The sequence below is a fragment of the Massilia sp. WG5 genome, from assembly GCF_001412595.2.
Taxonomy (GTDB): domain Bacteria; phylum Pseudomonadota; class Gammaproteobacteria; order Burkholderiales; family Burkholderiaceae_D; genus Telluria.
Genome location: NZ_CP012640.2, coordinates 1,100,794 through 1,125,507, shown reverse-complemented (window position 1 = coordinate 1,125,507; position 24,714 = coordinate 1,100,794). Strand labels below are relative to the sequence as shown.

Below are 24,714 nucleotides of genomic sequence, written 5' to 3'. Positions count from 1 at the left end.
GGCAACTCATGTAGTTTCATAGTTGGCCTCTTGGTGTACAGGTTTCCGCAAATTCTCCTTTCTTAACTGACGACGGCGCATCAACAGGTAGACAACCGGAACCACAAACATGGACAACAACGGCGCGGACAACATGCCGCCAACCATGGGCGCAGCAATACGTTGCATGATTTCCGAGCCGGTGCCGGACGCGATCATGATGGGAACAAGGCCTGCAATGATCACCGCCACGGTCATGGCCTTTGGCCGGACGCGCTGTACCGCCCCTTCCCGAATGGCGTCCAACAAATCGGCCTCGGATGACTTTCCGACAGTGACGCGAGCCTCCCAGGCCTGCTTCAGGTAGAGCAGCATGATCACCCCGAACTCGGCCGCGACGCCGGCAAGGGCAATGAAGCCGACCGCGCTGGCGACAGACAGGTGATGTCCGAGTATCCAGAGCAGCCAGATGCCGCCAGCCAGTGCGAACGGCAAGGTGGCCATGATCAGGATGGCTTCGTCAAAGCGCTTGAATGTCAGGTAGAGCAGGACAAAGATCACCAGGAGCGTCGCCGGTACGACAAGCTTGAGCTTCGCGCTGGCGCGTTCCAGGTATTCGAACTGACCGGACCAGGAAATCGAGTAGCCCGGCTGCAGCTTGACCTGCCTGGCGACAGCCTGCTGCATGTCCCGCACCACCGAGCTCATGTCGCGCCCCCGGATGTCGACGTACACCCAGCCGGACAGGCGTGCATTTTCGCTCCTGAGCATGGGCGGGCCGTCATTGATGCGGATCGCCGCTACATCTCCCAAGCGAATCTGTGCGCCGCGCGGCGTCAGGACCGGCAATTGACGGAGGTTTTCGACTGAGTCCCTGATCTCGCGCGGATAGCGGACATTGATCGGGAATCGCTGCAGGCCCTCGACGGTCTCGCCGATGTTGTCGCCCCCAATTGCCGCCGATACGACGCTCTGCACATCGGCGATATTCAAGCCGTAGCGCGCCGCCTGGTCACGGTTGATATTGACGTCGACATAACGTCCACCGTTGAGACGTTCGGCGAGTGCCGAAGACACGCCTGGCACTGTCTTGACGATCCGTTCAATCTCTCCGGCAACGCGGTCGATCTCCTGCAGGCTGGTACCGGCCACCTTGACGCCGACCGGACTCTTGATACCGGTGGCCAGCATGTCGATGCGGTTCCGGATAGGTGGCACCCAGATGTTGGAAAGCCCAGGCACCTTGACCACGCGGTCCAGTTCTTCCACCAGCTTATCCGTGGTCATCCCCGGCCGCCATTGATCCCTTGGCTTGAACTGGATCGTGGTTTCGAACATCTCGAGTGGAGCAGGATCGGTCGCCGTCTCGGCCCGTCCAGCCTTGCCGAAGACGCTTTGCACTTCCGGGACCGTCTTGATCAGGCGGTCCGTCTGCTGAAGCAGCTGCGACACCTTGCCCGCCGACAGCCCCGGTAGCGCCGAGGGCATGTACAGAAGGTCGCCTTCGTCGAGAGGCGGCATGAATTCTCCGCCGAGCCGGGTCATCGGCCAAACGGTGATGAGGGCAATCACGGCGGCAGCGGCCAGGGTCGACTTGGGAAAGCGCAGCACGCCATCGAGTAACGGCCGGTACAGGACGATCAGGAAGCGATTCAGTGGATTCTTCTGTTCATCGGGAATCCGCCCGCGGATCAGGTAACCCATCAGCACCGGGATCAAAGTCACGGCCAGCCCCGCGGCCGCTGCCATGGAATAGGTCTTGGTGAAGGCAAGCGGCGAGAACAGCCGTCCTTCCTGCGCTTCCAGCGTGAACACCGGAATGAACGACAGCACGATGATCAACAGCGAAAAGAACAGTGCCGGACCGACTTCGGCGGCGGCGTCCCCAATGACCCGCCAGCGCGCTTCTCCCTCGAGTCTTGCGCCGGGATGCGTGTGATTCCACGCCTCGATATGCTTGTGCGCGTTCTCGATCATGACGACGGCGGCGTCCACCATGGCGCCCACCGCGATCGCGATACCGCCGAGCGACATGATGTTCGCATTCACCCCCTGGTAATGCATGACGATGAAAGCGATCAGAATCCCGATCGGCAATGTCACAATCGCGACCAGCGCGGACCGCAGATGGAACAGGAAGATTGCGCACACCACCGCAACAACGATGAATTCCTCGACCAGCTTATCCCGCAGGTTGTCGACAGCCCGTTGGATGAGATTCGAGCGGTCATAGGTCGGGACGATCTCGACCCCTGCGGGCAAGCTCGACTTGAGCGACGTCAGCTTGGCTTTCACCGCATCGATGGTCTCCAGTGCATTCTTCCCTGAGCGCATGACGATGACGCCACCGGCCACTTCGCCTTCGCCATTCAGCTCAGAGATGCCGCGCCGCATTTCCGGCCCCAGCTGGATTCGCGCGACGTCACCCAGCAGCACGGGAACACCAGCCTGGGAGGTCATCAGTGGAATCTTGCGGAAGTCGTCGAGCGATTGCAGATAACCGCTTGCACGGACCATGTATTCAGCTTCGCCCAACTCGAGCACCGAACCGCCGGCCTCCTGGTTTGCCTTTTGTACGGCATCGATGATCACGTTATGCGGGATGTTGTAGGCTCGCAGCTTGTCAGGATCGAGGACAATCTGGTATTGACGAACCATGCCGCCAAGGCTCGCGACTTCCGACACATTGGGCACCGTCTTGAGTTCGTACTTGAGGAACCAGTCCTGGAAGGCGCGCAGCTGCGACAGGTCCATCCTGCCGCTGCGGTCGACCAGGGCATACTCGTACACCCAGCCAACGCCACTGGCGTCCGGCCCGAGCGCGGTCTTTGCCTGTGGTGGCAGGCGCGACTGGACCTGGTTCAAATATTCCAAGACGCGCGAGCGTGCCCAGTAAGGGTCGGTGCCGTCCTCGAACAGGATATAGACGAAGGAATCGCCAAAGAATGAATAGCCGCGCACCGTTTTCGCGCCGGGTACCGACAGCATCGTCGTCGTCAGCGGATAGGTGACCTGGTTCTCGACGATTTGCGGCGCCTGGCCAGGATAGGACGTGCGGATGATGACCTGCACGTCGGACAAGTCGGGCAATGCGTCCAGAGGCGTACGCTGCAGCGCGTAGATGCCCCAGGCCGTGATGCCGACTGTCGCAAGCAGCACCAGGAAGCGATTGAGGATCGACCAGCGAATGAGTTTGGCGATCATTTCCTGGTGTCTCCCATTCCACTCATGCCCTGCATCGCCGGGCCGGCAGGGGAAATGCTGGTGATCTGGAACGCTCCGTCCTTGGTCTGCTGGAATTCGAAGTTCACCGTGTCGCCGACCGCCAGATCTTTCGGCACACCTCCTGCCGGGACCTTGAAGCCCATTGTCATTGCCGGCCACTGCATGCTCGGGATCGGATCGTGCGAAAACGTGATTTCATCCTTGTTGATATTCTCCACCTTGCCATGGGCATGATGCGTCGTCGGCCCCGAGGTTTGCTTGGCGCCGCCCGCCGGCGCCGGACCGCTCAGCCGGTTCGTGGTGCCTCGCAGGCTGGCTTCGGAATCGATCAGGAACTGGCCTGAGACAACAACTTTTTGCCCGACGTCGAGACCTTTGAGGATTTCGGTCTGTCCATTGCTCTCGCGGCCGATCTGGACATCGACGGGCATGAATTTGCCCTGGCCTTGTTCAAGCATCACGACACTGCGCGTACCGGTCTGGATCACTGCTTCCGTCGGCACCGTCAAGGTCTCCGCGCTCGCCGCGGGCGTAAAGTTCACGGTCGCAAACATGCCCGGTACCAGTCGCTGTCCGGGATTGGCCAGTTCGACACGCGCTTTCAATGTGCGCGTTGCCGCCTCGACTTCAGGCAGGATCGCGCTGACCTTGCCCTTCAATACCGTGCCGGGCAGGGCAGGTGCACGGGCTTCCACCCGTGTGCCTGGGCGTACCTCGGCCGACGCGGCTTCAGGTAGCTCGGCGTTGACCCAGACCGTGCTGAGCCCATTGATCCGGAACATAGGCGCGCCCGATGCGATCGTCATCCCTTCACGGACTGTGAGTTCTCCGACCACGCCATTGATAGGCGAGCTGACGGTCAAGCGGGGCTGCACCTTGCCGCTGGACTCGACGCCACGGATTTGCGCATCCGTCATGCCCGCCAGGCGCATGCGCTGTCGCGCCCCTTCCGCCAGTCCGTCCGTCCCGGGACCGTTCATTTTCCTTGCGGTGAGGTATTCCTCCTGCGCCGCTACCCAGTCGGGCACATACAGTGCAGCCAGCGGCTGGCCTTTTTTTACCGGGTCGAGCGGTGCACGCACGAATAGCCGCTCGACGTAGCCGTTGCTACGTGCTTGCACCACGGCAACGTCACGCTCGTTGTACGCGACGTTGCCGACAGCTTCCACGTTGGCGGCAAACCTGGCTTTCGTGACTTCGGCGGTACGCACGCCCAGGTTTTGTTCGACGCGAGGACTGATGCTGATCTTGCCCTCGTCGCCAGCCTCATCCGCATACACGGGCACCAGTTCCATGTCCATGAACGGTGATTTGCCCGGCTTGTCGAATTTCTGGCCCGGGACCATCGGGTCGTGCCAGTAAAGTACCTTGCGTCCGCTGGATTGATTCACACCTGTTCCGTGGGTGGAGGACGCCGTTTGTGGAACGGTCGACATCCCCATCCCTCGATGCATGCCGAGCTTGTACACACCATACCCGCCGGCGCCCAGTGCAGCAGCCACCAGCAGGGCAATTGTTGCTTTTTTTGCATTCATTTAAAATCCTTGTTCGCCCGACTTTTCAGTGGCCGTAGCCGCCGTTTTGCGGAAAGAGAAAATTCAGTTGCGCCCACAGGCGGTCGGTTTCCTGCTCGAGTTGTAATGCCTGCAGGCGCACGTCGATTTCACTGCGCCGGGCGGCGATGACGTCCGCCAGCGTGGCTTTTCCGCCCCGGTAGGCGGCAGCGATCGCGGTTGTTCTCGAGTTGGCCAGAGGAGTCAGTTCTTTCTCAAACCGGGTTTGTCGCTGTCTGTCCGTATGCCACTCGTTTAACATGGCACGCACTTCGGCGACATGGGCACGCAGCATATCTTCGCGCTCGGCCCTCGCCTGTTCGACTTGAGCCAGCTTGGAAGACAGTTCGCGGTCCTGGCGGTTTTTCTGGTCCCACTGCAGCGGCACCGACAGGCCAACCGACACCATGTCCGAATACCCTGGGCCGCGTTGTTGCACTGCGACCTCAACGCTCCAGTCCGCTTTCTTGTTGGCTTTTGCAAGTTGGGCTTCTGCGACTGCGATGTCTTCCTGCCTTGCGAGCACGGCAAGCTCCGGGTGGTGGTTAAGCTGGGTGTCGAGTGTGGCTTCGTCGAGGCGGATGGTATCGACCGCCGGCTTGGCGCCCAACGGCTGCTGCGCTGCGTCACCGATCCAGCGCGCCAGTGCGATCTTGGCGTTCCCGATGCGGCGGTCGATATCGCTGGCCTTGTCTTCCAAAGCCGCGAGTGCGCTGCGCGAACTGAAGATGTCAGCCTGGCTGCCGCGGCCGGCCCGATACGCGGACTCGGCCGCCTGGATTTCCAGCTTCGCCTGATCTATCTGTTCGGCTATTGCGGTCGACATGGCTTCGGCGTAGTAACGGTCCAGCCAGGCGAGGGCGGTTTCGCGTTCGACTGTCGCGGCCGTAGCCGCTTTCTCCGCAATGGATTTTTCCGCTTCGCGTTCAAAGCGTTCGGCACGCAGGCGACGTTTGTCAGAGCGCGTCAGCTCTTGCATCACGCCGATGCGTCGCATTGTCATGAAATCTCGCGTCAGGCTGAAGCGATCTTGCCCATTGATCGGCAGGTTATCGATACCGACCTTCAAAACCGGATCGGGGAGCTGACCGGCAGCGACTGACATCTCCCGTGACGATTGGGCTGCGTAGTCTTTTGCCGCTACCATTCGCGATCGCTCGACAGCGAGCTGTTGAGCGCCAGCCAGCGTCAATGGCGTTTCGGCGGCAAACGCACGGTTGCCAATGGCAACCACGACAACAAGCAAGATTGCGCGGAAAGACCGGGCAGCCGAATGATGCGCCAAGCGTGGCGCAATGAAACTTGGGGACAACATTGAACCTCCAGAATGCATTGAGTAACACCGCTCGCGCAAAGGCGCAGCGATGAGGAATCAAGCAAACTGGAAAATCAAATGCGGAAACAGCAGTTGCGAATGGCTATAGGCGGTGCCGTCGCATAGGTGAGGAAGGCGGGAATAGGCGAGCCGAGAGGCCGCTGGTAGGTCAATGTGATAAGGCTTATCGGAAGCCCGTATCCGACGGCCACGAAAGGCGACAGGGGGGGCGTCGCAGGCTTGTCGAGCGATTGCTTGTCTGTCTGGTGGGACGCATGGCACAGACTGGGCTGTTCCATATCCACGTCGTGACATGAGCTCATGTCAGCTGGCTTCGCCTGCATGGACGAGGTCAGCTGGTCGTCATGCCCCAGGTTGAATGCCGGGCACGCATATGCCGAGACGGCAAGCTGCATGAACAATATGCTAAACAGCAATATTGTTGCGGCTAACAGTCGGGATGTGCGCGGAATTCTCATAATTACAGTGAAGTTTAAAACCGCCACATATCTTTGTCAATTACGCAGACCTTAAATGAAGGCGCTACGTAGGCCTTGGACGCGCGATGGCTTCGTTCAGCGCAGCCATCCCACTGCCATCACCGCCGATAACACGCTATCGGGCGAAATTCCGAGAGCGAGGGTGCCGGCCGTGGCGATCGCTGCGGCCGCCGCGTAGCCGGCGCCGACCGGGATGCGGGCTGACTGCGGGGGGGCCTGCGACGTCGCCTCCATGAACATGTCGGCCACGACGAGCGCATAGTAATACAGCCCGACCGCCATATTAATTGCGCCAGCGATGGCGAGCCACGCCATGCCGCCGTCGATGGCTTGCGTCAGCAGCAGTATCTTGCCGGCAAAACCGGCGAGCGGTGGGATACCGGCAAGCGACAGCAAGGCCAGCGTCAGCACGGCGGCCAGCCAGGGAGCGCGACGTGCCAGTCCGCGTACGACGTCGCGCGCGTCGCTTCCGGTGTGGCGCTCCAGCACGCCGATGACCGCGAATGCGCCCAGGTTCATCGCCAGGTAGGTCAGCAGGTAAAAGCTTGCCGCCGGCACTCCTCCCGGGCTGCGGTTTGCCACCGCCACGCCGATCAGCACATAGCCTGCCTGGGCGATGCTGGAGTAGGCCAGGAGCCGTTTCAGGCTTTGCTGGCGCAGCGCCGCAAGATTGCCGAGCGTCATGGTACCTACTGCGAGCACGCCGATCAGCGGCGACCACTGTGGAGCATAGGCCGGCAAAGCCTCCAGCAGGAAACGCAGTAGCGCGGCGAAGGCGGCAATCTTCGGCACCACCGAGATAAAGCCGGTGGCCGGCGCGCTGGCGCCCTGGTAGACGTCGGGTGCCCAGAACTGGAACGGCACCAAGGTGATCTCGAACCCATAGCCGACCAGCACAATGCCCGCAGCCACCAGAAGCCACACCGGATCCGCGCGATGGAGGCCGCGCGCGATACCGGGCAGGTCGAGGCTGCCGGTCAAGCCATACAGGAAGGTCATGCCATACGACATGATCGCCAGCGCGGCGCTGGCGTAGATAAAATACTTGAGGGTGGCTTCCTGCGCCTTGAGGTCGGTGCGCATCAGCAGCGCCAGCAGATAGGAGGCTATGCTGAGTATTTCAAGAAACAGCACGATCAGCGCCAGGTCCAGGCCGGAAACCAGGCCTAGCCCGCCGACCGTCGCAAACAGCAGTGGCATCGCGACCTGTGCCTGCGCGCGCCGCCCGCGAAAATGGGACGCCAGCATCAGCAGCGATAGCAAGGCTGCGGCTTCGATCAGGAGCTTGTAGAGTACAGCAAAGCGGTCCACGGCCCAGGTGCCGCAAAATGCCGCGGCGGCCGGGTAGTTCCACGTGCGCGCGGTGAGCACCATGCTGGCTACCAGCCCGGCCCCCGCGACGAGCGCCGGCAAACCGCGCCAGCGACCACGCGCGAAGCCGGCCACTGGCACCAGTGCCAGCGTAAGCGCAGCCAGCAGCATTTCCGGGACCACGGCCCACAGGTCCATGCAGCCGGCGCTTGGCATCGGCAGGCGCATCAGGAGCCCGCCAAGGCGGAGGACGCGGCCGCGATCATTGGCATGATCGTGCCGGGCAGCACGCCGATCAGTACCGACAGGGCCGCCAGCGTACCGGCGCTCCACGACTCGTGCATGGACATTGGGGGCAGATCCGGCATTGCTTCCGGCGGTTTGCCCAATAACAGCCTGCCGAGCATGTGCAGGTAGAGGCCGGTGGTGATGACCAGGCCCAGCACGGCGATGGCGCCGATCCACATACTTATTAGCAGGGTGGCGCCGATCACCTGGAACTCGGCGATGAATCCTGACAGCCCCGGCAGGCCTAGCGAGCCGAACGACAGTACGGCAAACAGCCCGGCGTAGCCCGGCAAGCGACCCAGAAGGTCGCCGAAGCGGTCGATGTCGCGGGTGCCGGCGCGATGCTGAAGCATGCCTATCATTAAGAACATTGCCCCGGTCAGCAGGCCGTGACTGACCATCTGGACCGCGGCCCCATTCACGGCGAGGTGCGCCAGGTCGGGGTTGCCGCCGACTATGCCGAGCCCTGCGACCGGCAATGCCAGCAGCACGAAGGCCATGTGGTTGACCGAGGTGTAGGCTACCAGCCGCTTGAGGTCGCGCTGGCCCAGCGCGGCGAGCGAGCCGTACAGAAGCGAGACCAGCGCCAGCGGAATGACGAGCCAGGCAAAGCGCGCCACCGTACCCGGCATTGTCGGCAACAGAATTGCCAGCATGCCATATCCCCCCATCTTCAGTTGAAGGCCCGCGAGCACGACGCTGCCCTCGGTGGGCGCCTCGACGTGGGCGTCGGGCAACCAGTTATGTAGCGGGAAGGCCGGCAGCTTGACCCCGAAGCCAAATAGCAGAGCGAAAAAGACAGCCGCTGCCGCACCCGGTGAGCTGGCCAAGGGCCGGGCCGCGATGATCGCCGGCAGGGAAAAGGTATGCGGCGTCATCGATAAATACAGCGCCAGAAAGCCAAGCAGCATCGCCAGGCTACCCGCACGGGTATATAGGAAAAATTTCATGGCGGCGTAGGACCGGCGTTCGCCGCCCCAGATGCCGATAATGAAATACATCGGCACCAGGCCGATCTCGAAGAACAGGTAGAACAGCAGCAGGTCGCGTGAAGCGAACACCCCCATCAGGCCGGTCCCCAGCAGCAGGAACAGGAAGGCGTGCAGGCGTGTCCGTTCGCCGTGTTCAGGAAGGACGTACACCATCACGGCAACAAGGAGCACTGCCGTGAGCATCAGCAACGCGAGGGAAATACCGTCCAGTGCAACATCGTAGCTGGCGCCGATGCTCGGGATCCAGGGCAACGTCTCGCGCCACTGCAGGCTCTTCGTCGCGGGATCGAAGCCGGACCACAGCAGCACCGCCAGCACCAGGGTCGCAAGCGCTCCTGCCAGCGCGAGGCGGCGTACCAGCGATGGACGCAAGCCGGGCAGCACCAGCAGCACCAGGCCGCTGAACAAGGGAAGAAAGATGGTGAGACTGAGCATGGTACGACCCTTTGTTTTTGTTGATGACAGGCTATTTGAGGTAGAGCAGCGCTGCGGCCACCAGCACCACCATGGTCCAGGCGAAAAGTCCCAAGGTGTACAGGTACAGTTTGCCGGTCTGCACGGCGCGCATCCGGCCGCCACCGGCCTGCAACAGACCTGCAAGCGCATCGGCCGCGGCGGCGAAGGCCGAACTTTCTGCTTGTTCGGTGCCGTCGGCCAGGGAGCGGGCGGTTCGTGCCAGGCCGCCTGCGCTGGCGTCGAGTGCGGACTCAATGCCGGCTAGGCCCCTGCGACCGCTGCCTGAAATCGTGTAGGCGGCGGCCACCAGATGGCGGACCACGCCGTCCAGCCAGCGTTCCAGGGTCTCGGCGGCGGCTGCCATATTCCAGACCAATGCGCAGGCCGCGCTCACCAGGCCCACGAGGGGGCTTTGCAGCCTCAACACCGCCGTCCCGAGTACTGGCGCGGCGCCGCGCCGCCAGGCGCTGGCCGCGCCCAGCAGCAGGCCGCCGGCGCCGGCACCCAGCGCGCCCAGGTGAACCGCGAGAGAGGAGGACGCGACGGGAGAAAAAGGCAACAGCGGCCCCATACCCTTGAGAAGCGGCGTGATCAGGGCCGCGCCAAATGCCGTCCCCAGCATGCCCAGTCGCATGGTGCGGCCGACCGCGCCTGTATTGCCTTCGCCCGCCCTGGTCGGTCCCCACAGAAGCAGCGCCGCGGCGCGGCCGATGTACATGCCGGCCAGCAGCAGCAGCGCCAGCACAGCAAGCCCTTGAGCCGGGCCCGTACGCCAGGCGGCGCCGAGGATGGCGTCGTGGCTGGTTTCGGTGAACAAGGGTTCGATGCCGGCCAGTGCCAGCGCGCCGACGGCAAAACAGGCCGCAGTGACAGGCAATACCCGCCAGATCCCGCCGAGCTCGCGCAGGTCGCGCGTGCCCGCATGTTTGTCGATGCTGCCAGCGCACATGAACAGCGTCGACTTGAACAGGCCATGTGCGACCAGGTGCAACGCGGCAGCGTACGGCGCCCCGAGTCCGACAGCAAGCAGCATCTCGCCCAGCTGCGAGATGGTCGACCAGGCAAGAAGGCGCTTGAGGTCAGTCTGTGCGGTGGCCAGCAGGGCGCCAGTGGCGGCGCTCAGGAGGCCGAGCCAGAAAATGACCGCGCGCGCGTCCGCCGTCGCTGCCAGCAGCGGGTACAGGCGCAGCATCAGGTAGACGCCAGCCGCTACCATCGTGGCCGAGTGCAGTAGCGCCGATACCGGGGTTGGCGCGACCATTGCGTCCGGCAGCCAGAGCGACAGCGGCAGCTGAGCACTCTTGCCGACAGCGGCACTGAAGAACAGCAGCGCTAGCAAGGTGGCGAACGCCGGCGGCAGGGCCCCGGCACTGGCCAGTTCGAGGAAGCGGGCGATATCCGTGGTGCCGGTAGCGTCAAGCACCAGCAGCCAGCCGAGCAGGAAGCCGACGTCGCCGATGCGTGTCATCAGGAAGGCCTTGGCGGCTGCTGATGCCGAGCCCGGCTCCCGATGGTGGAAGCCGATCAGCAGCCACGATGCCACCCCGACCAGCTCCCATGCCGCAAACAGCAGGACGAAGGAACTGGCCAGCACCAGTGCGAGCATGGCGCCGACGAACAGACCGAGTTCGGCAAAGAAGCGCGCGCGCAAGGGCTCACCGCGCATGTAGCCGGCGCCGTAGACCAGCACCGCGAGCGCGACCGCAGCCACCAGTACCGCCATCGACCAGCTCAGGCCGCCAAGCTCGAGGCCCGCCTGCAGCACTCGCCCGCCACTTTTAAACCAGACAGCGCGCACTGTGGTCCGCGTGCCGTGCAAAAGCAGCAGTGCACCGAGCGCGGCCCCCGTTGCGCCGATCACGAGTATGGGCGGCAAGCGCGGATAGTGTTGCGCAACGCCCTGCGGCAGCGACCACACGACGAGGCTGGCTATCAGCGGCAACAGCGGCACCGCCAGGAGCAGCGCGCTCATCCCTTGAGCTCCGTATAGCTGTCGACCTGGACATCCTTGCGCTGGCGGTAAAGCAGAAGCATGATCGCCAGGCCGACAGCCATTTCGACGGCGCCGACGGTCACCAGCATGATGAGGAAAATCTGCCCGGAATAGTCGTCCGGCTGCACGAAGCGCCAGAATGCGATGACGTTCAGGCCAGCGGCATTGAGCAGCAGCTCGATTCCCATCAGGATCATCACGGCCGAGCGTTGTGCGACCACGGTATATACGCCGATCGCGAATAGCGCAGCGCTGACCAGCAGGTAGGCAGTCGGCGGTATTGTCATGACCACTTTCCTTCCTCGTGGCCGGGGGCGGGGCCAGACTCTGCTGGCGGCGGATCTTCTGGGCGCGCGACCGGCAGTGCGCGTCCGGGCGCCTCGGCATGCTGGTTGGTGCGCGCAAGAAACACGGCGCCAAAGATGCCGAGCAGGATCAGGAAGCCGGCGCCCTCGAACGCGATCATGTATTTGTGCATCAGCATCATGCCGACCGCACGGGCCGAGTCGGGATTGGGGTGTTGCCCTGCCACCGGCCAGTCGGGACGCAGCAGCAACAGCGCGAACAGGCCGATTCCGATGGCCGCCGCACCCCAAGCGGCGACGGGGCGCACCGGCGTCACCATCGACATGTCCATGTCCATGCCGCCCATGTCCCCCATCTTGTCCATGTCGCCGCATGACGTACTGCCATGGTCCATATGGGCGTGGTCCATGCCACCGTGCGAGCCGTGGCCGGCCGCCTTGTCTGCATGGTCCATCTCGTCACGATTCATCGCGTCGTGACCCGCGTCCTCCTTCAGACTGCTGCCAGTATCGTCATCGGCCTTCTCGTCCGGCTCCGGCTCCGGTTGGAGACCCCGACTGAAGAAGCGCTCGATCGGGCTCATCATGTCCGGCATGCCCGCCATCATGGACCCGCCGGGATCGTGCATGAACAGCACCATGAACAGGATCATGACCAGCATGCCGCCGATGTACATCATGATTTGAAGCAGCCCCATCAAGTCGGCGGCGAGCAGGATGAATAAGCCGCCCACGCCAATGAACGATGCCATCAGGAATATGCCGCTGCGGAACATGCTCATCGTGGTCGCCATGCCGAGCGCACCGGCGAGCGCGAGGAAGGCACATAAGCCGAAGGCAACCAGCACTGCTGTCTGTTCCACATTCATCCAGTGGGTCCGATCTTCAACAAAATGAGACCGCCGACCAGCAGCACATTTGCCAAGCCCAGGGGAATCAGCACCTTCCATGACAGCCCCAGCATTCTGGCCACACTCAAGGGCCGGACCATTCGCCCGCCGGCGAGCATCAGGATCATTAGTCCCAGCGTCTTCAGCGCCATCCATAATGGGGCCGGAAGCCATGGGCCCGACCATCCGCCGAGGAACAGCACCGCGCCCATGGCGGCTACCAGCAGCAGTAGGCCCGACAGCGCAAGCCGCCAAATCAAGGCTTCTGGCCCGGTGCTGACGCCGAGCACGCCACCTACCACGCTATCCGCGAACGGTTCCAGGAACGGTGCCCGATAACACTGCATCAGCCCTGTCACGAGGTATAGCGCGAAACCGAGCGGCTGCAGTACGATGAACCATACTCCCTGCTGCGCCTCGACGATGCGTGTCGTGGACAGGGACTTTGCCATCATGATCGTACCGACCACGGCCATACCGAGAGGCACGACGTAAGCCACGAGCTGGGCCACCGCGCGATAGCAAGCCTCGACCGCGTGGCCTGTGTTGGCACCCCAGCCGGACAGGGCAATGCCGAGCACGGCGAAGTCGATCACGACGATGAAATAAAACACGCCAATCTGCAAGTCCTCGCCGACCAGTGCCGGTCCAAACGGCATCACGACGGCGCCGAGCAAGACCGCGGCCAGCGCGACCGCGGGACCGATCGGATACAGCCAGCGGTCCCGTCGACCCAGGTGGACGGCCGCGGTTCCCGCCTGATGCATGGCCCCCGGCTCCCCGCGCATCAGCACCCGTTCAATGCGTCCGCTCACCCAGGCCCCTGCGAGCAGCGCCAACGTGACCAGAAGGGTTTTGCCGGCTATTCCCATTTAAGGCCACCCATTGCCCAGGCATACAGGATGCCGGTCGAGAGCAAGGCGATAAAAACCAGCATGTCGAGGAAGGCGGAAATGCCGAGGTCGGCGAACACGACGGCCCAAGGGTACATGAAGATCATTTCCATATCGAAAGCGAGAAAGATCAGCGCATACACGGGAAAGCCGATGTGGAATTGGGCCCAGGCAGCTGGCGGACTGGGTTCGCGTTGCGGCTCTCGACTCTTGCCCGAGATCGCGAACGCCAGGAGTCCCATGCCCGCAGCAATGAGCACGATGAGGCCAGCCATGCCGTAGGCCGATACACTCTGTTCAAGCATTCCGTTCTCCCGTCCGACGTGGTGCGAGGAAACACGCTGACATCCTGCTGCGAATAGGGCTCACAGCATGGGCGTGTACATAATCAGTTGGCAAAATCGTACAGCAGAGAGCTCCCAAGGGCCGCACGAATCGATTCCATTGGAGACATGATGGCTCGAAAGGATTTAAAACTGTGCAGCTCAGGCGCTCATATTCGCCGCCGGCCGCGTGAGCACCGCAAACGCGATGCGAAAAAGGCAACGCTAATCAGAATGAAGATTACATTTTTGTAATCCGTTCGTCACTCTTCTTATACTTTCTAGCGTCTACGATAGGCCTTAAGCGAACATACATGATTTTTCGCACTTCCATTCTTGAAAGTCGATTAGTCAAGAAGTACACAGTCAGTGAATTTGGAGGTGTTTGTAATGTGTAGCTTAAAAACCATGCTTAAGATCGGTGTAATGATGTCAGCCATCACAGGTCTCCTGTATATATCGGTACCAGAAATACGGTCGTTGATTCTTACGGCTGCGCCTACACTTGTTTTTCTCCTGTGTCCTATTTCCATGTTCTTGGGAATGAGGCTAATGGGAGGTAAAGGATGCGAATCTCGCGAAGCAGAACAGCAAAAAGCTGCCTCTCTGGTGTCTATTGACAAGCGCGAGCCGGCCTTGGGTGAATTTAAGCGGTAAGCCTGCATGGGCATCCTTGCTTTCACATTGATGCAGTTCCTTCTGCAGTTTTCTTCATCGGCTAAGCCTCTTCTGTGATAATTTTCGAAGCAGTCATCGTGTAAAAAGCGTCAGGACGACCACTATGTCTACCTGATGGGAAGGACCTGCAATGCCGAAAATAGAAGTTTATGCAAATCCAGACTATGCTCCCGAAGGTGCATCTTTCGAAGTTCAATCTGGAAAGTCGCTGTGTGATGCGCTCCTCGAGCATGGGATCGAGATTGAACATGCCTGTGGTAAAGTCGGCGCGTGTACGACATGCCATGTGATCGTAAGGGCGGGCGCAAGTTCGCTTCCCGTGGCAACCGATAAAGAGGAGGACATGCTCGACCGTGCATGGGGGCTTGAGCCGACATCCCGGCTCTCATGCCAAGCGGCCGCCAGGACTACTGACTTGGTTATCGAAATACCGAGATATTCGATAAATCATGCGAAGGAACTACCGTGAAGGTTTCTTTAAAGCGTGGTAGCAATCAAGCAATCAAGCAATTGGGAATCGGTAATTATTTACGGCCTCGGTTTCGACGTATTGCAACACAGCCGTCCTTCTGGACGGCTTGCGCATTATAGAAAGATCAACACTTCCGGAAATTAGCATCATAGATCGAATTCACATTGTACGCAAAGCGATGAAAGGTATGAATGCACGCCAATAACGAAAATGTTCCACTTTGGGATGTCATTATAGTCGGCGGAGGGCCGGCTGGAATGAACGCCGCCTTGGTTCTCGGCAGATGTCGGCGAAAAGTGTTGATGTTTGATGAAGGTGTTCCACGCAATGCTGTATCTCATGCCTTGCATGGTTTTTTGAGCCGGGATGGCATTCACCCGTCGGAACTTCGTGCAATAGCCCGGCAAGAGCTAAAAGAATATCCTTCGGTTAAGGTTGACGATGACCGGATAGTTGACGCAATACGTACGGATATCGGTTTTTCAGTAACTAGTCGAGATGGCCGAGTTTTCTTCGCACGCAAACTGCTACTCGCAGGCGGTGTTGTCGACGAACTGCCACAGCAGCCAGGGTTTCGCGAGCTTTACGGGGTAGGGCTGTTTCATTGCCCTTATTGTGATGGATGGGAGATGCGCGACCAACCTCTTGCAGTGTATGGCCGCGGAGATCAGAAGGGAGGCGGTCTTGCACTTGAGATGACTCATTGGAGTCGAGACATTGTACTGTGCACCGACGGCGATTCCGAGCTGAGCAACCAATTCCGTCAGCGTCTTATCGCCAACGGTGTCGAACTGCGAGAAGAGCCGATTCTACGTTTAGAAATTCTCGCTAATACACCGTATTCCGCCTCGTTCGATATCGTGTTTTCGTCGGGATCAACACTGCGCCGCTCAGCATTCTTTTTCAATACCGGCCGACAGCAGTCGACCGATCTGGCAAAGCGCCTTGGTTGTGACATGTTCGACCCGAAAGGATGTGAAATTGACAACGATCAGCAAATGACGCCTGTTCCGGGGCTTTACGTTGCTGGCGATGCATCGCGTGATGTTTTGCAGGTGATCGTTGCAGCAGCTGAGGGAGCTCAGGCAGCTATCGGGATCAACACAGCGTTGCTGAAAGAAGATTTAAAGTGACCAAGGTCACAGATCAAGTTCTCGGTTGCTGAGCGAAGTTAAATTGGCAGACTGGTCGAGATGGTGGCGATCAACATCGGCAACGCTGCAGCAGTTATTAACGAGAAAAATTGCAACGGGGTAGCGTGGCGCCGCTAAAGCAGTTTCTTATTGCTCAGAGAACACGGAGCAAGCATGTTGGATGGTTCGTATGACCTACATAGTTACCGAAGCGTGCATCAGATGCAAGTACACTGATTGTGTTGAGGTTTGTCCTGTGGATGCATTCAGAGAGGGGCCGAATTTCCTTGCGATCGACCCCGATACGTGTATCGATTGCAGTCTGTGTGTGCCCGAATGTCCCGTAGAGGCTATTTTTCCAGATAGTCATGTGCCCGAAGAACAGAACGTATTTATTCAGCTGAACTGTGATCTGGCGGGTAAATGGAAAGTGATCGTGAGGCCGAGACCTCCTCTTCCAGACGCTGACTATTGGGCTCGAATTACCAAAAAGTTAATTTATCTTGAGCGGTGAGGTTCGGCCGCGCTGTGTGAACCGAGAGCGCGGCCGATATAGAGCCTGCGGCTCTGGCAGGCGGGTGATGAAATCACAGGATCGGAAATCATGCAGCGTATTGCGGCGCCAATGGTCGGTGAGTTGCTATCCGCCCTATTGCTGTCGATGTTTATGGTGCCAGTGGTGTACATGTTGATGCGCCGTCGGGAGCTACAATTAGAGAATGTCCGGAAAGCTGAAGCCAACGAGGCTGTTCATGAAAATACATGAGTTACGACGACGGGATAGCACGAGTCGTACAGGTTTCAGGAATGCTTGAGAGACTGGGTTAAGACGTTCACGCCAATTGTCGCGTTCTAATTAACATTTTTGTAATCATTATAGGAGTCAATCCAATAGGGAGATTATTGGACCTTTTTCTGGTCAGGCGAAACCCAAGTTCCATGAGCGCGCATTAGGTCTGAGGGCATATCGTCAGGAATTGCTTGCTTCGAATATTGAAAATTCTGACACGCCGGGGTACAAAACTGTAGACATCGACATTAACACTGCTATCAAAAGTGGCCGGCCATGACGGTGGGCATCTCGGTCAAGGACTTGACGCTGTTCGACAAGCTCGCGGTCAACAGGAGCGGTCGAAAGCAGGAAGGATCGGACTACGTCGTGACTGCCGTGCAGTAACGAGCGCCGCGAAGGGGTGGCAAGAGTCATCGGCATATGTCGCCCTGCCTGTCAGACAAAAGGAGTAGCAATCATGTGCAGCGTAAAGACCATAGTCAAGGTCGCGCTCGGGATAGGAGCGTTACTTATCCTCGGATATCTGCTGTTTCCGGAATCGCGAGCATTGATCGCGGCTGCGGCGCCGTATCTGCTAATACTGGCATGCCCGCTGGGGATGTACTTCATGATGAAGGACAAGAATACGCCGGAAGAAAGGGAACCGGAGCGCGACGGGAAGTGAGCGATCGGGAGACAGTGTCCGACGCTTCAACCATGTGCCGCCCGCAAAGGCGGTGAAGGAGATGTCATGGAAGACATGAACGGATTTGCCCGCCACTATGGCCACTGGGGATTGGTCGTCGTGATCGTCGTGGCGGTGTCCTGGATACTGTATCGATTCGCTGCGCCACGAGGCTGGCGCGAGTGGGCCGGCACCGGCCTGCTCCAGGCGTTCATCATCGCACTCTATGCGGAGATGTACGGTTTTCCGTTGACCATCTATCTGTTGACCGGCTTCCTCGGTATCGACATTCCGCTTGACGCCATGCCCGGACATCTGTGGAGCGCGCTGCTCGGCTACGGCATGGTCGGCGGCATGATTGAAATGCTTCTCGGCGGCGTCTTTATCCTGTTCGGATTGTTGCTGCTGATCGTCGGCTGGAGAAGCGTGTACCGGGCAAGGCAGGAAGGACGCTTTGCCAGAGATGGCCTCTATGGCGTGGTTCGCCATCCGCAATATACCGGCATCATGCTGGCCGTATTCGGTCAGATCGTGCATTGGCCGACCGTCATTACCTTGGCGCTCTTTCCTGCAATTGTGCTTGTGTATGTCCGGCTCGCGCGCAAGGAGGAACAAGACATGATCGCGCGCTTCGGCGCGGCGTACCAGGAGTATATGCGGCAGGTTCCGCGGTTCTTTCCGCGTCGTGGCGAGTGGGGCCGGCTATTCGAAGCAATCAGGGTATGACGGATCCGCGTGTTTAATTTGCCAACGCCGTTTCCTTCATTGAATGCAGCAAAGACGTTCAACGGCTTCTCAGGATCATGCGATGAATATTGGTGAGGCGGCCAAACACTCGGGTGTGTCGGCCAAAATGATTCGCTACTACGAAGGCATCGGGCTTGTCCAGCGCGGCCAACGGTCGGAGTCCGGCTACCGGATCTATTGCGAGAGCGATTTGCGCATCCTGCGCTTTCTCAGGCGCGCGCGCAACGTCGGCTTTTCGATCGAGGAAATTCGGGAACTGCTTTCGCCTCTGGCGAATCCGGCGCAAAGAACAGCGGAGGCCCGCGTGCTGGTGCAGGCGTGCATCGGAGAATTGGACCGTCGCATCGAGCAAGCGGTCGCCATGCGCGACGCTCTTAATCATCTGGCACGGACTTGCGACGGAAAACACAAGCATTGATGGACGAGAAAACCATGACGAATCCATTGTCCCTGATCAAGCCTGCGCCCGGCGCGTGGAAAAGCAGCTCGGTGGCATTCTGGGCGTGAAGCGCGCCGGGCTCAATTTAGCCAGCGCCCGGGCGACCGTCGAATACGACGCCGCGCGTGTCGGCATCCGCGACCTAATCGCTGCAATCGAGCGTACCAGTTACCCTTATCGATACCTATTGCGACCCGCTGTCGCTGTGATGTACCAACGCGTTGCGTTGCGTTCCGGCTGGCGCGCTTACAGCGCCTGCTCCAGGGCGTCGAGGGCGAAATCGGTCCGCATCGAGCTGCTCACCCACCAGCCAACGATCCGCCGAGCAAAACGTCGATGACGAAGGTCACGTAGACGAAGCCCTGCCACGTCGAGACGTACGGGTGAGTAGACCGTGGGAATTTCACCCACGGCCCCTCTCAGAACCGGATGTGAACCTCTCAGCTCATCCGGCTTCCATCATCCAGCCGATGGGACATATCCGATTTCCAGTGCACGAAGGCACTTTCAAACTGACGCGCAAGTCGCCGGAGGGCGCGGCCTGCTCGGGTTTTATGCCGAGCGAGGTGCTTGTACTTACGCATCATCCAGCGCGTCATGTAGCCATTGGAACTTTGCCGCCACGCTAGCCAGCTGAGCTCCGCTTTTTAACGGTACAGCAACCATCATCCCGTTCTTGCTCCTGGCGCTTAAGGCAGCGCTGCGATGACCCTTGCCCTAGACTGCGCTCTGGTGGTACGGAACAGTATTGACTGTCTGCTAAATTGCGGCGCTATCTGAAAATTACAGAAATGTAACTCCCCTGTCATTCTTATGTTTCGGCTCAGATATTAAGATGTTTGCGTAGTTGGGAAGGATTTGATTTTCAGAACATTTGTTATAAGGAGTATTTGTCATGAAAAAACTGTTAGTTGCTTCTATGCTGTTTGCTGCCTCGGCTGCCTCGTTCGCGTCAGCACAGGACGAAAAACTGGTTCCACTCAAGAGTGGAGAGACTCTTCACGTCTATGCAGACGGAAAGATGGCAATGGAGGACAAGTACGGCCACCCTACAGGCATGAAACCAGGTCAGATCATGGAAACCAAGGATGGCCAGAAAATGATCATGCGCGGTAACGAAACGGCTCGTCTCGACATGCAGCTGCAAATAGATAACGGTGGACGGCGATAAGGTCCACGCTTATCCTTTGAAGAGGAGACCGACAGCTGGTTCTTATGCGACCGCCGGGCCGTAGGATTAAAAGCTGACCCAAGCTTTTTAGAGGTACTCGGTCCGGCATTTTTTGGCACGAGGGATGGCGTGTATGACAGACGCCAACGGAGTTAAACTGCTAAGTAAGTATGCGGAATTTCGTGCTGCGCCGCGGTGAGGTATCACTCGGCGGCCAGCCCGATGCTACTTTGCTCGCCCGTCGTGTGCTTTTCATGACGCCGGCCGTTGAGCAAAGCCCTACCTCGGGTACACACGAGAAGTTCAAATAGTCGGCTAGAGCAGAAGGCGGGAGGTGTCCAAATTGTGAAACCTCCCGTGCCACTTGTGCTTCTCCAGCAAGCTTGTGTCGCTAAAGCCGGGGCTGACTTGTGCTCCATGCTACGCCGCCGGCGCTTCGACGGCGGCCGTATTTTAGAGCAAATCCGAATTCCCGCTCGAACAAGCGAAGTACTTCACCACATGTGTCTGGCGCACGTTGCGATCCCACCGGTGGCAGCTCAAGCCGCGGTCGACGTATGGTATCAACGTAACCATCGTCCTAGACGTTGTGTCCCCAACCGTGGCCAAGAAACGCACACCTCGCGTAAACACTTCTCGTCGCTGCAAACTCGGTGTCGGAAGGATGACTGCTCGTCGGAGCGTCAGGGTAACGCATTCGTGCCCCTGCTCACCGCACGGTCAGGGCGGTTGAGTGATGGATCGTGGCCTCACCAGCATACGGAATAGGGAAGCAACATTGTCCTAGAGTGAGCCGTCCTTAAGCGGTTGAGACCAGCCTACATCCGGTCCTTCCAACCCGTGTATATTGCATCTTTTTCGTTTCAGTTTTATCACATCGCCATGAAAATTCTCGTTATTGAAGATGAGCCGCGTGCTGCCGAATACCTGAGACAAGGTTTGTCCGAGCACGGTTACGTTGTCGATACGGCTATTAGCGGCGCTGATGGACTGCACAAAGCCCTCGAAACGGATTATGACTTGGTGTTGCTTGATATCATGCTTCCCGGCTTTGATGGCTTTGCCGTGTTGTCTGCCTTACGAAGCGGAAAGCAAACGCCAGTGCTGATGCTAACCGCCAGAGGAAGCATGGACGATAAAATCAGGGGATTCGATTTAGGAGCAGACGACTATTTGGTCAAGCCATTCGATTTTTCCGAACTTTTGGCCCGAGTACGCGCGATAGTAAAGCGCGGGAATGCCGCGCCATTGGACAGTGTCCTGTGCGTAGGCAACCTCCAGGTCGATTCTGTCAGACACCGGGCGATACGCGGCGGTAGCCCTATCGACCTGACGGCAAAGGAATTTGCGTTGCTTGTACTGCTGATGCGGCGAGCCGGAGAAGTGCTCTCCCGAACGCAAATTGCGTCCTTGGTATGGGATATTAACTTTGATTCCGATACGAACATTATAGATGTCGCGATAAAGCGCTTACGCGCCAAGGTTGATGACCCTTTCGACGTCAAACTCATTCACACCGTGCGAGGTGTCGGCTATGTTTTTGAGCTGCGCACATGAAAATACGTAGTCTTGCGCTCAAGCTGGCATTACTGGTCGGGACACTTGGCTTGCTCCAAAGCCTTGCAGTGCTTGGTTTCTCGTATAGCACGATGTCGGCGAACTTGGCCCAGCAAAAGCGAGATTTACTTAAAGGAAATGTAGTTGAGGCGCGGCACCTGCTTGACAAGGAAACGAACCTTGCCGCGCTCAGTAGCGCAGCCTATCGACTTTCGGACTTGTTATCAGGACATGAGGGACTGCACGTCGCTGTAGCGAGACCAGGTAGCAGTACAGCGCTAGTAGCGTTCAGTCCTATCGGGGTGGAATCTGTCCGCAGGCTTCATACCGACACGTGGGGAGCAGATGCGTTCCTTGATTGGCGTATGCCACAGTCAGATGCCCCAATGCTCTCGATCGTTGTGTCAAGCGAGGTCGTCAGCGGCGAGGGATATGTGCTCTTGCTAACCTCGGACCGGAGCAACGACGAAGAATTACTGTCAAAGCTTCTATTTACAGCACTTACCGCTGCTCCATTTGCGTTGGTGATTGTTTCGCTCGGAGCCTGGACGATTGTGAGTATTGGATTGAGGCCATTGAGTCGCTTCCGCGCTGCAGCGATGCGAGTCACGGCAAAAAACATGTCTGGACGGATTTCACCGGACGAGATGCCGCAAGAATTGCTAACATTATGTCTCGCGTTCAACGCCATGTTAGATCGCCTGGACGACGGCATTCGCCGGCTCTCTCAATTTTCCGGCGATCTCGCGCACGAAATGCGAACACCAATTTCAATTCTTCTGGGAAGGACTCAAGTAGCGTTGTCGCAATCGCGCACACATGGCGAGTTAATAGAGTTACTTGAGGGAAATGTCGACGAATTGGAACGCCTCGGCCGAGTAGTCGCAGACATGCTTTTTTTAGCTCGTGCCGACAATACCACGGAAGTTCTTAATTCAACGACGGTAGAGCTTGGAGATGAGGCTATTAAAAGCGCTGAATATGTAGAACTTTTGGCCCATGAACGCGACATTTCCTTTCATGTATCAGGTCACGGTAAGATATTAGCGGACAGGACACTTGTTGGACGAGCAATTACAAATCTGCTTTCCAATGCCGCACGCTACGGCGAAGCGAACAGCTCCGTGGAAATTCGAATAAAAGACGAAAACGAAACAGTTGACCTAACTGTCATGAATAAAGGAGAGCGAATCTCATTCGAACACCGCGAACGGCTTTTCGACCGATTTTACAGGACCGATTCTGCAAGGTCACGGGATTCAGGAGGTACAGGACTGGGGCTTTCGATCGTGAGGGCCATTATGACACTTCATGGCGGCCATGTGACGATGGAAAGCGATGAAGCTGGTATAACCAGCTTTACACTTCATTTCCCGAAAAGCTCGAAAAATATTGAAGGCGGCCTCAGTAAAAGCGCGCACTCCGGATCTGTTAAAGCTTGAATCGCCACGTTTTTTCGACATTCGACGGGCGCTGTCGACTTGCCGATAGCCATATCGCCGCGTCAGCGCCAAAGGCTCTGAATACGCGTCTATGTGAAGTGGCGATTTGGCTAATCGTATAGGCGATAGCCAGCATCAGTTCCTTTCGCGGCGAGTACCGTAATGTTGAGAACGACGTCGACGTCGGTCGTGCCGGCGTGCTCCGGGACTTCCGGCGGCCGTGACGGTGTCAAATAGCGCGGAACCAATCCACCCACGAGCCGCAAATCATCCTTCAATGAGCCAAATGCTCGCAGCAGTGCGATGAGTGCGATCTCACACGCCTTGGTATGATCGGTGTTGTATTCCGCGGCGGTCTTATGTTTCGTGTTCATTTGCTGCTTCCTATCTTGAGCGCATGTTTGCGGAACTCTTCCGCGAGCTCTTTGTTGCGACCGTAGCCGTTGAGAAGATCCAGATACTGTATGAATCGGCTGGCAAAGCGGGAGTGTGGGCGTTCAGGATGCTCGTCCAGGAACAGGAACGACGCGCCGGTTCGTTCGATCAGGACTACATTGGAGCCTTTATCCGCTTGAGACAGATCCATTGCAGAAGCCAGCTGCTCTGCCTCGCCTGGCTGAACGATGACTTCCACACGATCAACGTTGGTTAATCGCGGAACGATGGCGTTGGCAGCAGCGGCTCCGGTGAGGGCCCATTCTTGCCGTGCATGTCTGACGAATCCTTCAATGATCCGATCGGTGATGCGCCCGCTGGGAGCATACGTATACCAGCGGGTTTTAACTTCCCGCCGCCGTATCCACTCCTCAGCCCATGCGTCGAGCAGCGCTGCAGGATCACGCAGGCGGCGGCGCTGACTCGGGCCGCTGCCCTTGGATTCGACGAAGTCATGTTGCTCAAGGGCCTGCATCATGCTCGACACAGTAAAGGTCGATGTATGCGAGAGAAGAGAGAGCTCCCCTCCAGAGATGTACCCGTCATCAGGATTTTTATACCAATGGTAGAGCAAGGCATGGACAACCTGTTCACGTGCCCCGCTAAACAGCGCGATATCCTTTTTACGGGCTGGGCGAATAGGTGCGCGCTCGATATCGACTAACCATGTGTGATGTCTAAAGTACAGTGTTCCGCTCTGATCATAGTAGTTGATTCCCGCGTTCCGCAGTTCCTCGCGCGAACCTGGACTGATCGTATCGGCGACCAAACATAGTTCAATGTGAGTGCCGGGAGGGACCGTGGCTCGATACTCCATCAGGTGGTTGATCGCCATACGGGCATCTCGTGGATAGGCTACGCGTTTCATCTCGACTGCCAATATGCAGGAGCGCCCGTCCGGAGTCTTTGTTTCCACCAACGCGTCTAGCCGCGCATTTCGACGGTGATCACCAAATGGCACTTCTACCTCTTCATGTTCCGCGAAGAAACCGGTAACACCCTGGAGCGCACCGGTAAAATCATGCAACAAGGAAATATCGACGTTATTCATGCGTACTATATTAGCTGCGCAGCTAATATGACGCAGGCGTCTAACTTAGCTAAAAACGGAGGATTAGCTGTGCAGCTAATCTTTGGCGGCATACTGCAGCGGATCGCGG

General features: G+C 58.6%; 25 protein-coding genes and 2 pseudogenes. 13 read left to right on the top strand and 14 right to left on the bottom strand.

The genetic code is table 11. The features are described 5' to 3' along the window. Window positions 1-6: 6 nt before the first annotated feature. From AM586_RS04890 to AM586_RS04840, 11 genes are all read right to left on the bottom strand, one after another. Entirely contained in the window at window positions 7-3,183 is a 3,177-nt protein-coding gene (locus tag AM586_RS04890; protein WP_047826637.1) for an efflux RND transporter permease subunit, read from the bottom strand. Then, entirely contained in the window at window positions 3,180-4,739 is a 1,560-nt protein-coding gene (locus AM586_RS04885) for an efflux RND transporter periplasmic adaptor subunit (protein WP_047826638.1), read from the bottom strand. Before AM586_RS04885 ends, AM586_RS04890 begins: the two co-directional genes overlap by 4 nt. A gap of 25 nt (window positions 4,740-4,764) precedes the next feature. Continuing rightward, window positions 4,765-6,072, bottom strand: a complete 1,308-nt coding sequence (locus AM586_RS04880) for a TolC family protein (protein ID WP_082439652.1) — start codon at window positions 6,070-6,072, stop codon at window positions 4,765-4,767. Window positions 6,073-6,146: 74 nt separating this feature from the next. Beyond that, window positions 6,147-6,488: a hypothetical protein gene (locus tag AM586_RS04875; RefSeq protein ID WP_156328276.1), complete on the bottom strand. Its 342-nt coding sequence runs from the start codon at window positions 6,486-6,488 to the stop codon at window positions 6,147-6,149. Window positions 6,489-6,647: 159 nt separating this feature from the next. Next, window positions 6,648-8,111 carry an NADH-quinone oxidoreductase subunit N gene (locus AM586_RS04870; RefSeq protein ID WP_197416513.1) on the bottom strand — a complete coding sequence of 488 codons (1,464 nt, stop codon included), beginning with the start codon at window positions 8,109-8,111 and terminating at the stop codon, window positions 6,648-6,650. After that, the gene (locus AM586_RS04865; protein WP_047826640.1) at window positions 8,111-9,598 is read right to left on the bottom strand and encodes a NuoM family protein; all 1,488 of its coding nucleotides are present in this window, start codon (window positions 9,596-9,598) and stop codon (window positions 8,111-8,113) included. The genes AM586_RS04870 and AM586_RS04865 overlap by 1 nt, the downstream gene beginning before the upstream one ends. 31 nt (window positions 9,599-9,629) lie before the next feature. Further along, on the bottom strand, window positions 9,630-11,591 hold the full coding sequence (locus tag AM586_RS04860) for an NADH-quinone oxidoreductase subunit L (protein ID WP_047826641.1): 1,962 nt from the start codon (window positions 11,589-11,591) through the stop codon (window positions 9,630-9,632). Next, window positions 11,588-11,899 (bottom strand): NADH-quinone oxidoreductase subunit NuoK, encoded by a 312-nt coding sequence (gene nuoK / locus AM586_RS04855; protein ID WP_047826642.1) that lies wholly within the window; start codon window positions 11,897-11,899, stop codon window positions 11,588-11,590. Before nuoK ends, AM586_RS04860 begins: the two co-directional genes overlap by 4 nt. Next, entirely contained in the window at window positions 11,896-12,786 is an 891-nt protein-coding gene (locus AM586_RS04850; protein ID WP_047826643.1) for an NADH-quinone oxidoreductase subunit J, read from the bottom strand. The genes nuoK and AM586_RS04850 overlap by 4 nt, the downstream gene beginning before the upstream one ends. Beyond that, entirely contained in the window at window positions 12,783-13,679 is an 897-nt protein-coding gene (locus tag AM586_RS04845) for a complex I subunit 1 family protein (RefSeq protein WP_047826644.1), read from the bottom strand. The genes AM586_RS04850 and AM586_RS04845 overlap by 4 nt, the downstream gene beginning before the upstream one ends. Further along, the gene (locus tag AM586_RS04840) at window positions 13,670-14,005 is read right to left on the bottom strand and encodes an NADH-quinone oxidoreductase subunit A (RefSeq protein WP_047826645.1); all 336 of its coding nucleotides are present in this window, start codon (window positions 14,003-14,005) and stop codon (window positions 13,670-13,672) included. Before AM586_RS04840 ends, AM586_RS04845 begins: the two co-directional genes overlap by 10 nt. A 408-nt stretch (window positions 14,006-14,413) precedes the next feature. On the opposite strand from AM586_RS04840, the gene AM586_RS29245 reads away from it, so the two are divergent. From AM586_RS29245 to AM586_RS29055, 10 genes and pseudogenes are all read left to right on the top strand, one after another. Then, window positions 14,414-14,680: a DUF2933 domain-containing protein gene (locus tag AM586_RS29245; protein WP_083684782.1), complete on the top strand. Its 267-nt coding sequence runs from the start codon at window positions 14,414-14,416 to the stop codon at window positions 14,678-14,680. 151 nt (window positions 14,681-14,831) lie between these two features. After that, window positions 14,832-15,170, top strand: a complete 339-nt coding sequence (gene fdx / locus AM586_RS04830; protein ID WP_075791999.1) for an ISC system 2Fe-2S type ferredoxin — start codon at window positions 14,832-14,834, stop codon at window positions 15,168-15,170. Window positions 15,171-15,364: 194 nt separating this feature from the next. After that, a complete protein-coding gene (locus AM586_RS04825) occupies window positions 15,365-16,306 on the top strand; it encodes an NAD(P)/FAD-dependent oxidoreductase (protein ID WP_082439650.1) in 942 nt (313 codons plus the stop codon). A 190-nt stretch (window positions 16,307-16,496) separates the two neighbouring features. Continuing rightward, the gene (gene fdxA, locus AM586_RS04820) at window positions 16,497-16,820 is read left to right on the top strand and encodes a ferredoxin FdxA (RefSeq protein WP_075791997.1); all 324 of its coding nucleotides are present in this window, start codon (window positions 16,497-16,499) and stop codon (window positions 16,818-16,820) included. A gap of 90 nt (window positions 16,821-16,910) precedes the next feature. Beyond that, on the top strand, window positions 16,911-17,072 hold the full coding sequence (locus AM586_RS28010; RefSeq protein ID WP_156328277.1) for a hypothetical protein: 162 nt from the start codon (window positions 16,911-16,913) through the stop codon (window positions 17,070-17,072). Window positions 17,073-17,205: 133 nt separating this feature from the next. Further along, window positions 17,206-17,376, top strand: coding sequence for a flagellar basal body rod protein FlgB (locus AM586_RS29060; protein WP_084777151.1), 171 nt, complete (start codon window positions 17,206-17,208; stop codon window positions 17,374-17,376). A gap of 180 nt (window positions 17,377-17,556) precedes the next feature. Then, a complete protein-coding gene (locus tag AM586_RS04810) occupies window positions 17,557-17,763 on the top strand; it encodes a DUF2933 domain-containing protein (RefSeq protein ID WP_052234476.1) in 207 nt (68 codons plus the stop codon). A gap of 66 nt (window positions 17,764-17,829) precedes the next feature. Further along, the gene (locus AM586_RS04805) at window positions 17,830-18,489 is read left to right on the top strand and encodes an isoprenylcysteine carboxylmethyltransferase family protein (protein ID WP_082439648.1); all 660 of its coding nucleotides are present in this window, start codon (window positions 17,830-17,832) and stop codon (window positions 18,487-18,489) included. An 82-nt stretch (window positions 18,490-18,571) separates the two neighbouring features. After that, window positions 18,572-18,928 (top strand): MerR family transcriptional regulator, encoded by a 357-nt coding sequence (locus AM586_RS04800; protein WP_047826647.1) that lies wholly within the window; start codon window positions 18,572-18,574, stop codon window positions 18,926-18,928. After that, window positions 18,888-19,109: pseudogene (locus AM586_RS29055) on the top strand (heavy-metal-associated domain-containing protein); the annotation flags it as partial. The gene AM586_RS04800 and the pseudogene AM586_RS29055, both read left to right, overlap by 41 nt. 27 nt (window positions 19,110-19,136) lie before the next feature. Here the strand turns inward: AM586_RS29055 and AM586_RS04790 are convergent. Next, window positions 19,137-19,341 (bottom strand): annotated as a pseudogene (locus AM586_RS04790) (DDE-type integrase/transposase/recombinase); the annotation flags it as partial. Between the two features lie 503 nt (window positions 19,342-19,844). Here AM586_RS04790 and AM586_RS04785 point away from each other — a divergent pair. From AM586_RS04785 to AM586_RS04775, 3 genes are all read left to right on the top strand, one after another. Continuing rightward, entirely contained in the window at window positions 19,845-20,120 is a 276-nt protein-coding gene (locus tag AM586_RS04785; RefSeq protein WP_060566935.1) for a CopK family periplasmic copper-binding protein, read from the top strand. An 882-nt stretch (window positions 20,121-21,002) separates the two neighbouring features. Next, entirely contained in the window at window positions 21,003-21,677 is a 675-nt protein-coding gene (locus AM586_RS04780) for a heavy metal response regulator transcription factor (RefSeq protein ID WP_047826649.1), read from the top strand. After that, on the top strand, window positions 21,674-23,119 hold the full coding sequence (locus AM586_RS04775) for a heavy metal sensor histidine kinase (protein ID WP_075791995.1): 1,446 nt from the start codon (window positions 21,674-21,676) through the stop codon (window positions 23,117-23,119). Before AM586_RS04780 ends, AM586_RS04775 begins: the two co-directional genes overlap by 4 nt. Window positions 23,120-23,229: 110 nt before the next feature. Here the strand turns inward: AM586_RS04775 and AM586_RS04770 are convergent, their stop codons facing one another. Beyond that, a complete protein-coding gene (locus AM586_RS04770; RefSeq protein ID WP_047826650.1) occupies window positions 23,230-23,493 on the bottom strand; it encodes a hypothetical protein in 264 nt (87 codons plus the stop codon). Then, window positions 23,490-24,605, bottom strand: a complete 1,116-nt coding sequence (locus AM586_RS04765) for a type IV toxin-antitoxin system AbiEi family antitoxin (RefSeq protein WP_082439647.1) — start codon at window positions 24,603-24,605, stop codon at window positions 23,490-23,492. The genes AM586_RS04770 and AM586_RS04765 overlap by 4 nt, the downstream gene beginning before the upstream one ends. Window positions 24,606-24,714 lie beyond the last annotated feature (109 nt).

Excerpts from the sequence above, each read along its gene's own strand:
- AM586_RS04890 (WP_047826637.1), bottom strand. The coding sequence starts at position 3,183 with ATGATCGCCAAACTCATTCGCTGGTCGATCCTCAATCGCTTCCTGGTG.
- AM586_RS04885 (WP_047826638.1), bottom strand. The coding sequence starts at position 4,739 with ATGAATGCAAAAAAAGCAACAATTGCCCTGCTGGTGGCTGCTGCACTG.
- AM586_RS04880 (WP_082439652.1), bottom strand. The coding sequence starts at position 6,072 with ATGTTGTCCCCAAGTTTCATTGCGCCACGCTTGGCGCATCATTCGGCT.
- AM586_RS04875 (WP_156328276.1), bottom strand. The coding sequence starts at position 6,488 with ATGCAGCTTGCCGTCTCGGCATATGCGTGCCCGGCATTCAACCTGGGG.
- AM586_RS04870 (WP_197416513.1), bottom strand. The coding sequence starts at position 8,111 with ATGCGCCTGCCGATGCCAAGCGCCGGCTGCATGGACCTGTGGGCCGTG.
- AM586_RS04865 (WP_047826640.1), bottom strand. The coding sequence starts at position 9,598 with ATGCTCAGTCTCACCATCTTTCTTCCCTTGTTCAGCGGCCTGGTGCTG.
- AM586_RS04860 (WP_047826641.1), bottom strand. The coding sequence starts at position 11,591 with ATGAGCGCGCTGCTCCTGGCGGTGCCGCTGTTGCCGCTGATAGCCAGC.
- nuoK (WP_047826642.1), bottom strand. The coding sequence starts at position 11,899 with ATGACAATACCGCCGACTGCCTACCTGCTGGTCAGCGCTGCGCTATTC.
- AM586_RS04850 (WP_047826643.1), bottom strand. The coding sequence starts at position 12,786 with ATGAATGTGGAACAGACAGCAGTGCTGGTTGCCTTCGGCTTATGTGCC.
- AM586_RS04845 (WP_047826644.1), bottom strand. The coding sequence starts at position 13,679 with ATGGGAATAGCCGGCAAAACCCTTCTGGTCACGTTGGCGCTGCTCGCA.
- AM586_RS04840 (WP_047826645.1), bottom strand. The coding sequence starts at position 14,005 with ATGCTTGAACAGAGTGTATCGGCCTACGGCATGGCTGGCCTCATCGTG.
- AM586_RS29245 (WP_083684782.1), top strand. The coding sequence starts at position 14,414 with ATGTGTAGCTTAAAAACCATGCTTAAGATCGGTGTAATGATGTCAGCC.
- fdx (WP_075791999.1), top strand. The coding sequence starts at position 14,832 with ATGCCGAAAATAGAAGTTTATGCAAATCCAGACTATGCTCCCGAAGGT.
- AM586_RS04825 (WP_082439650.1), top strand. The coding sequence starts at position 15,365 with ATGCACGCCAATAACGAAAATGTTCCACTTTGGGATGTCATTATAGTC.
- fdxA (WP_075791997.1), top strand. The coding sequence starts at position 16,497 with ATGACCTACATAGTTACCGAAGCGTGCATCAGATGCAAGTACACTGAT.
- AM586_RS28010 (WP_156328277.1), top strand. The coding sequence starts at position 16,911 with ATGCAGCGTATTGCGGCGCCAATGGTCGGTGAGTTGCTATCCGCCCTA.
- AM586_RS04810 (WP_052234476.1), top strand. The coding sequence starts at position 17,557 with ATGTGCAGCGTAAAGACCATAGTCAAGGTCGCGCTCGGGATAGGAGCG.
- AM586_RS04805 (WP_082439648.1), top strand. The coding sequence starts at position 17,830 with ATGGAAGACATGAACGGATTTGCCCGCCACTATGGCCACTGGGGATTG.
- AM586_RS04800 (WP_047826647.1), top strand. The coding sequence starts at position 18,572 with ATGAATATTGGTGAGGCGGCCAAACACTCGGGTGTGTCGGCCAAAATG.
- AM586_RS04785 (WP_060566935.1), top strand. The coding sequence starts at position 19,845 with ATGAAAAAACTGTTAGTTGCTTCTATGCTGTTTGCTGCCTCGGCTGCC.
- AM586_RS04780 (WP_047826649.1), top strand. The coding sequence starts at position 21,003 with ATGAAAATTCTCGTTATTGAAGATGAGCCGCGTGCTGCCGAATACCTG.
- AM586_RS04775 (WP_075791995.1), top strand. The coding sequence starts at position 21,674 with ATGAAAATACGTAGTCTTGCGCTCAAGCTGGCATTACTGGTCGGGACA.
- AM586_RS04770 (WP_047826650.1), bottom strand. The coding sequence starts at position 23,493 with ATGAACACGAAACATAAGACCGCCGCGGAATACAACACCGATCATACC.
- AM586_RS04765 (WP_082439647.1), bottom strand. The coding sequence starts at position 24,605 with ATGAATAACGTCGATATTTCCTTGTTGCATGATTTTACCGGTGCGCTC.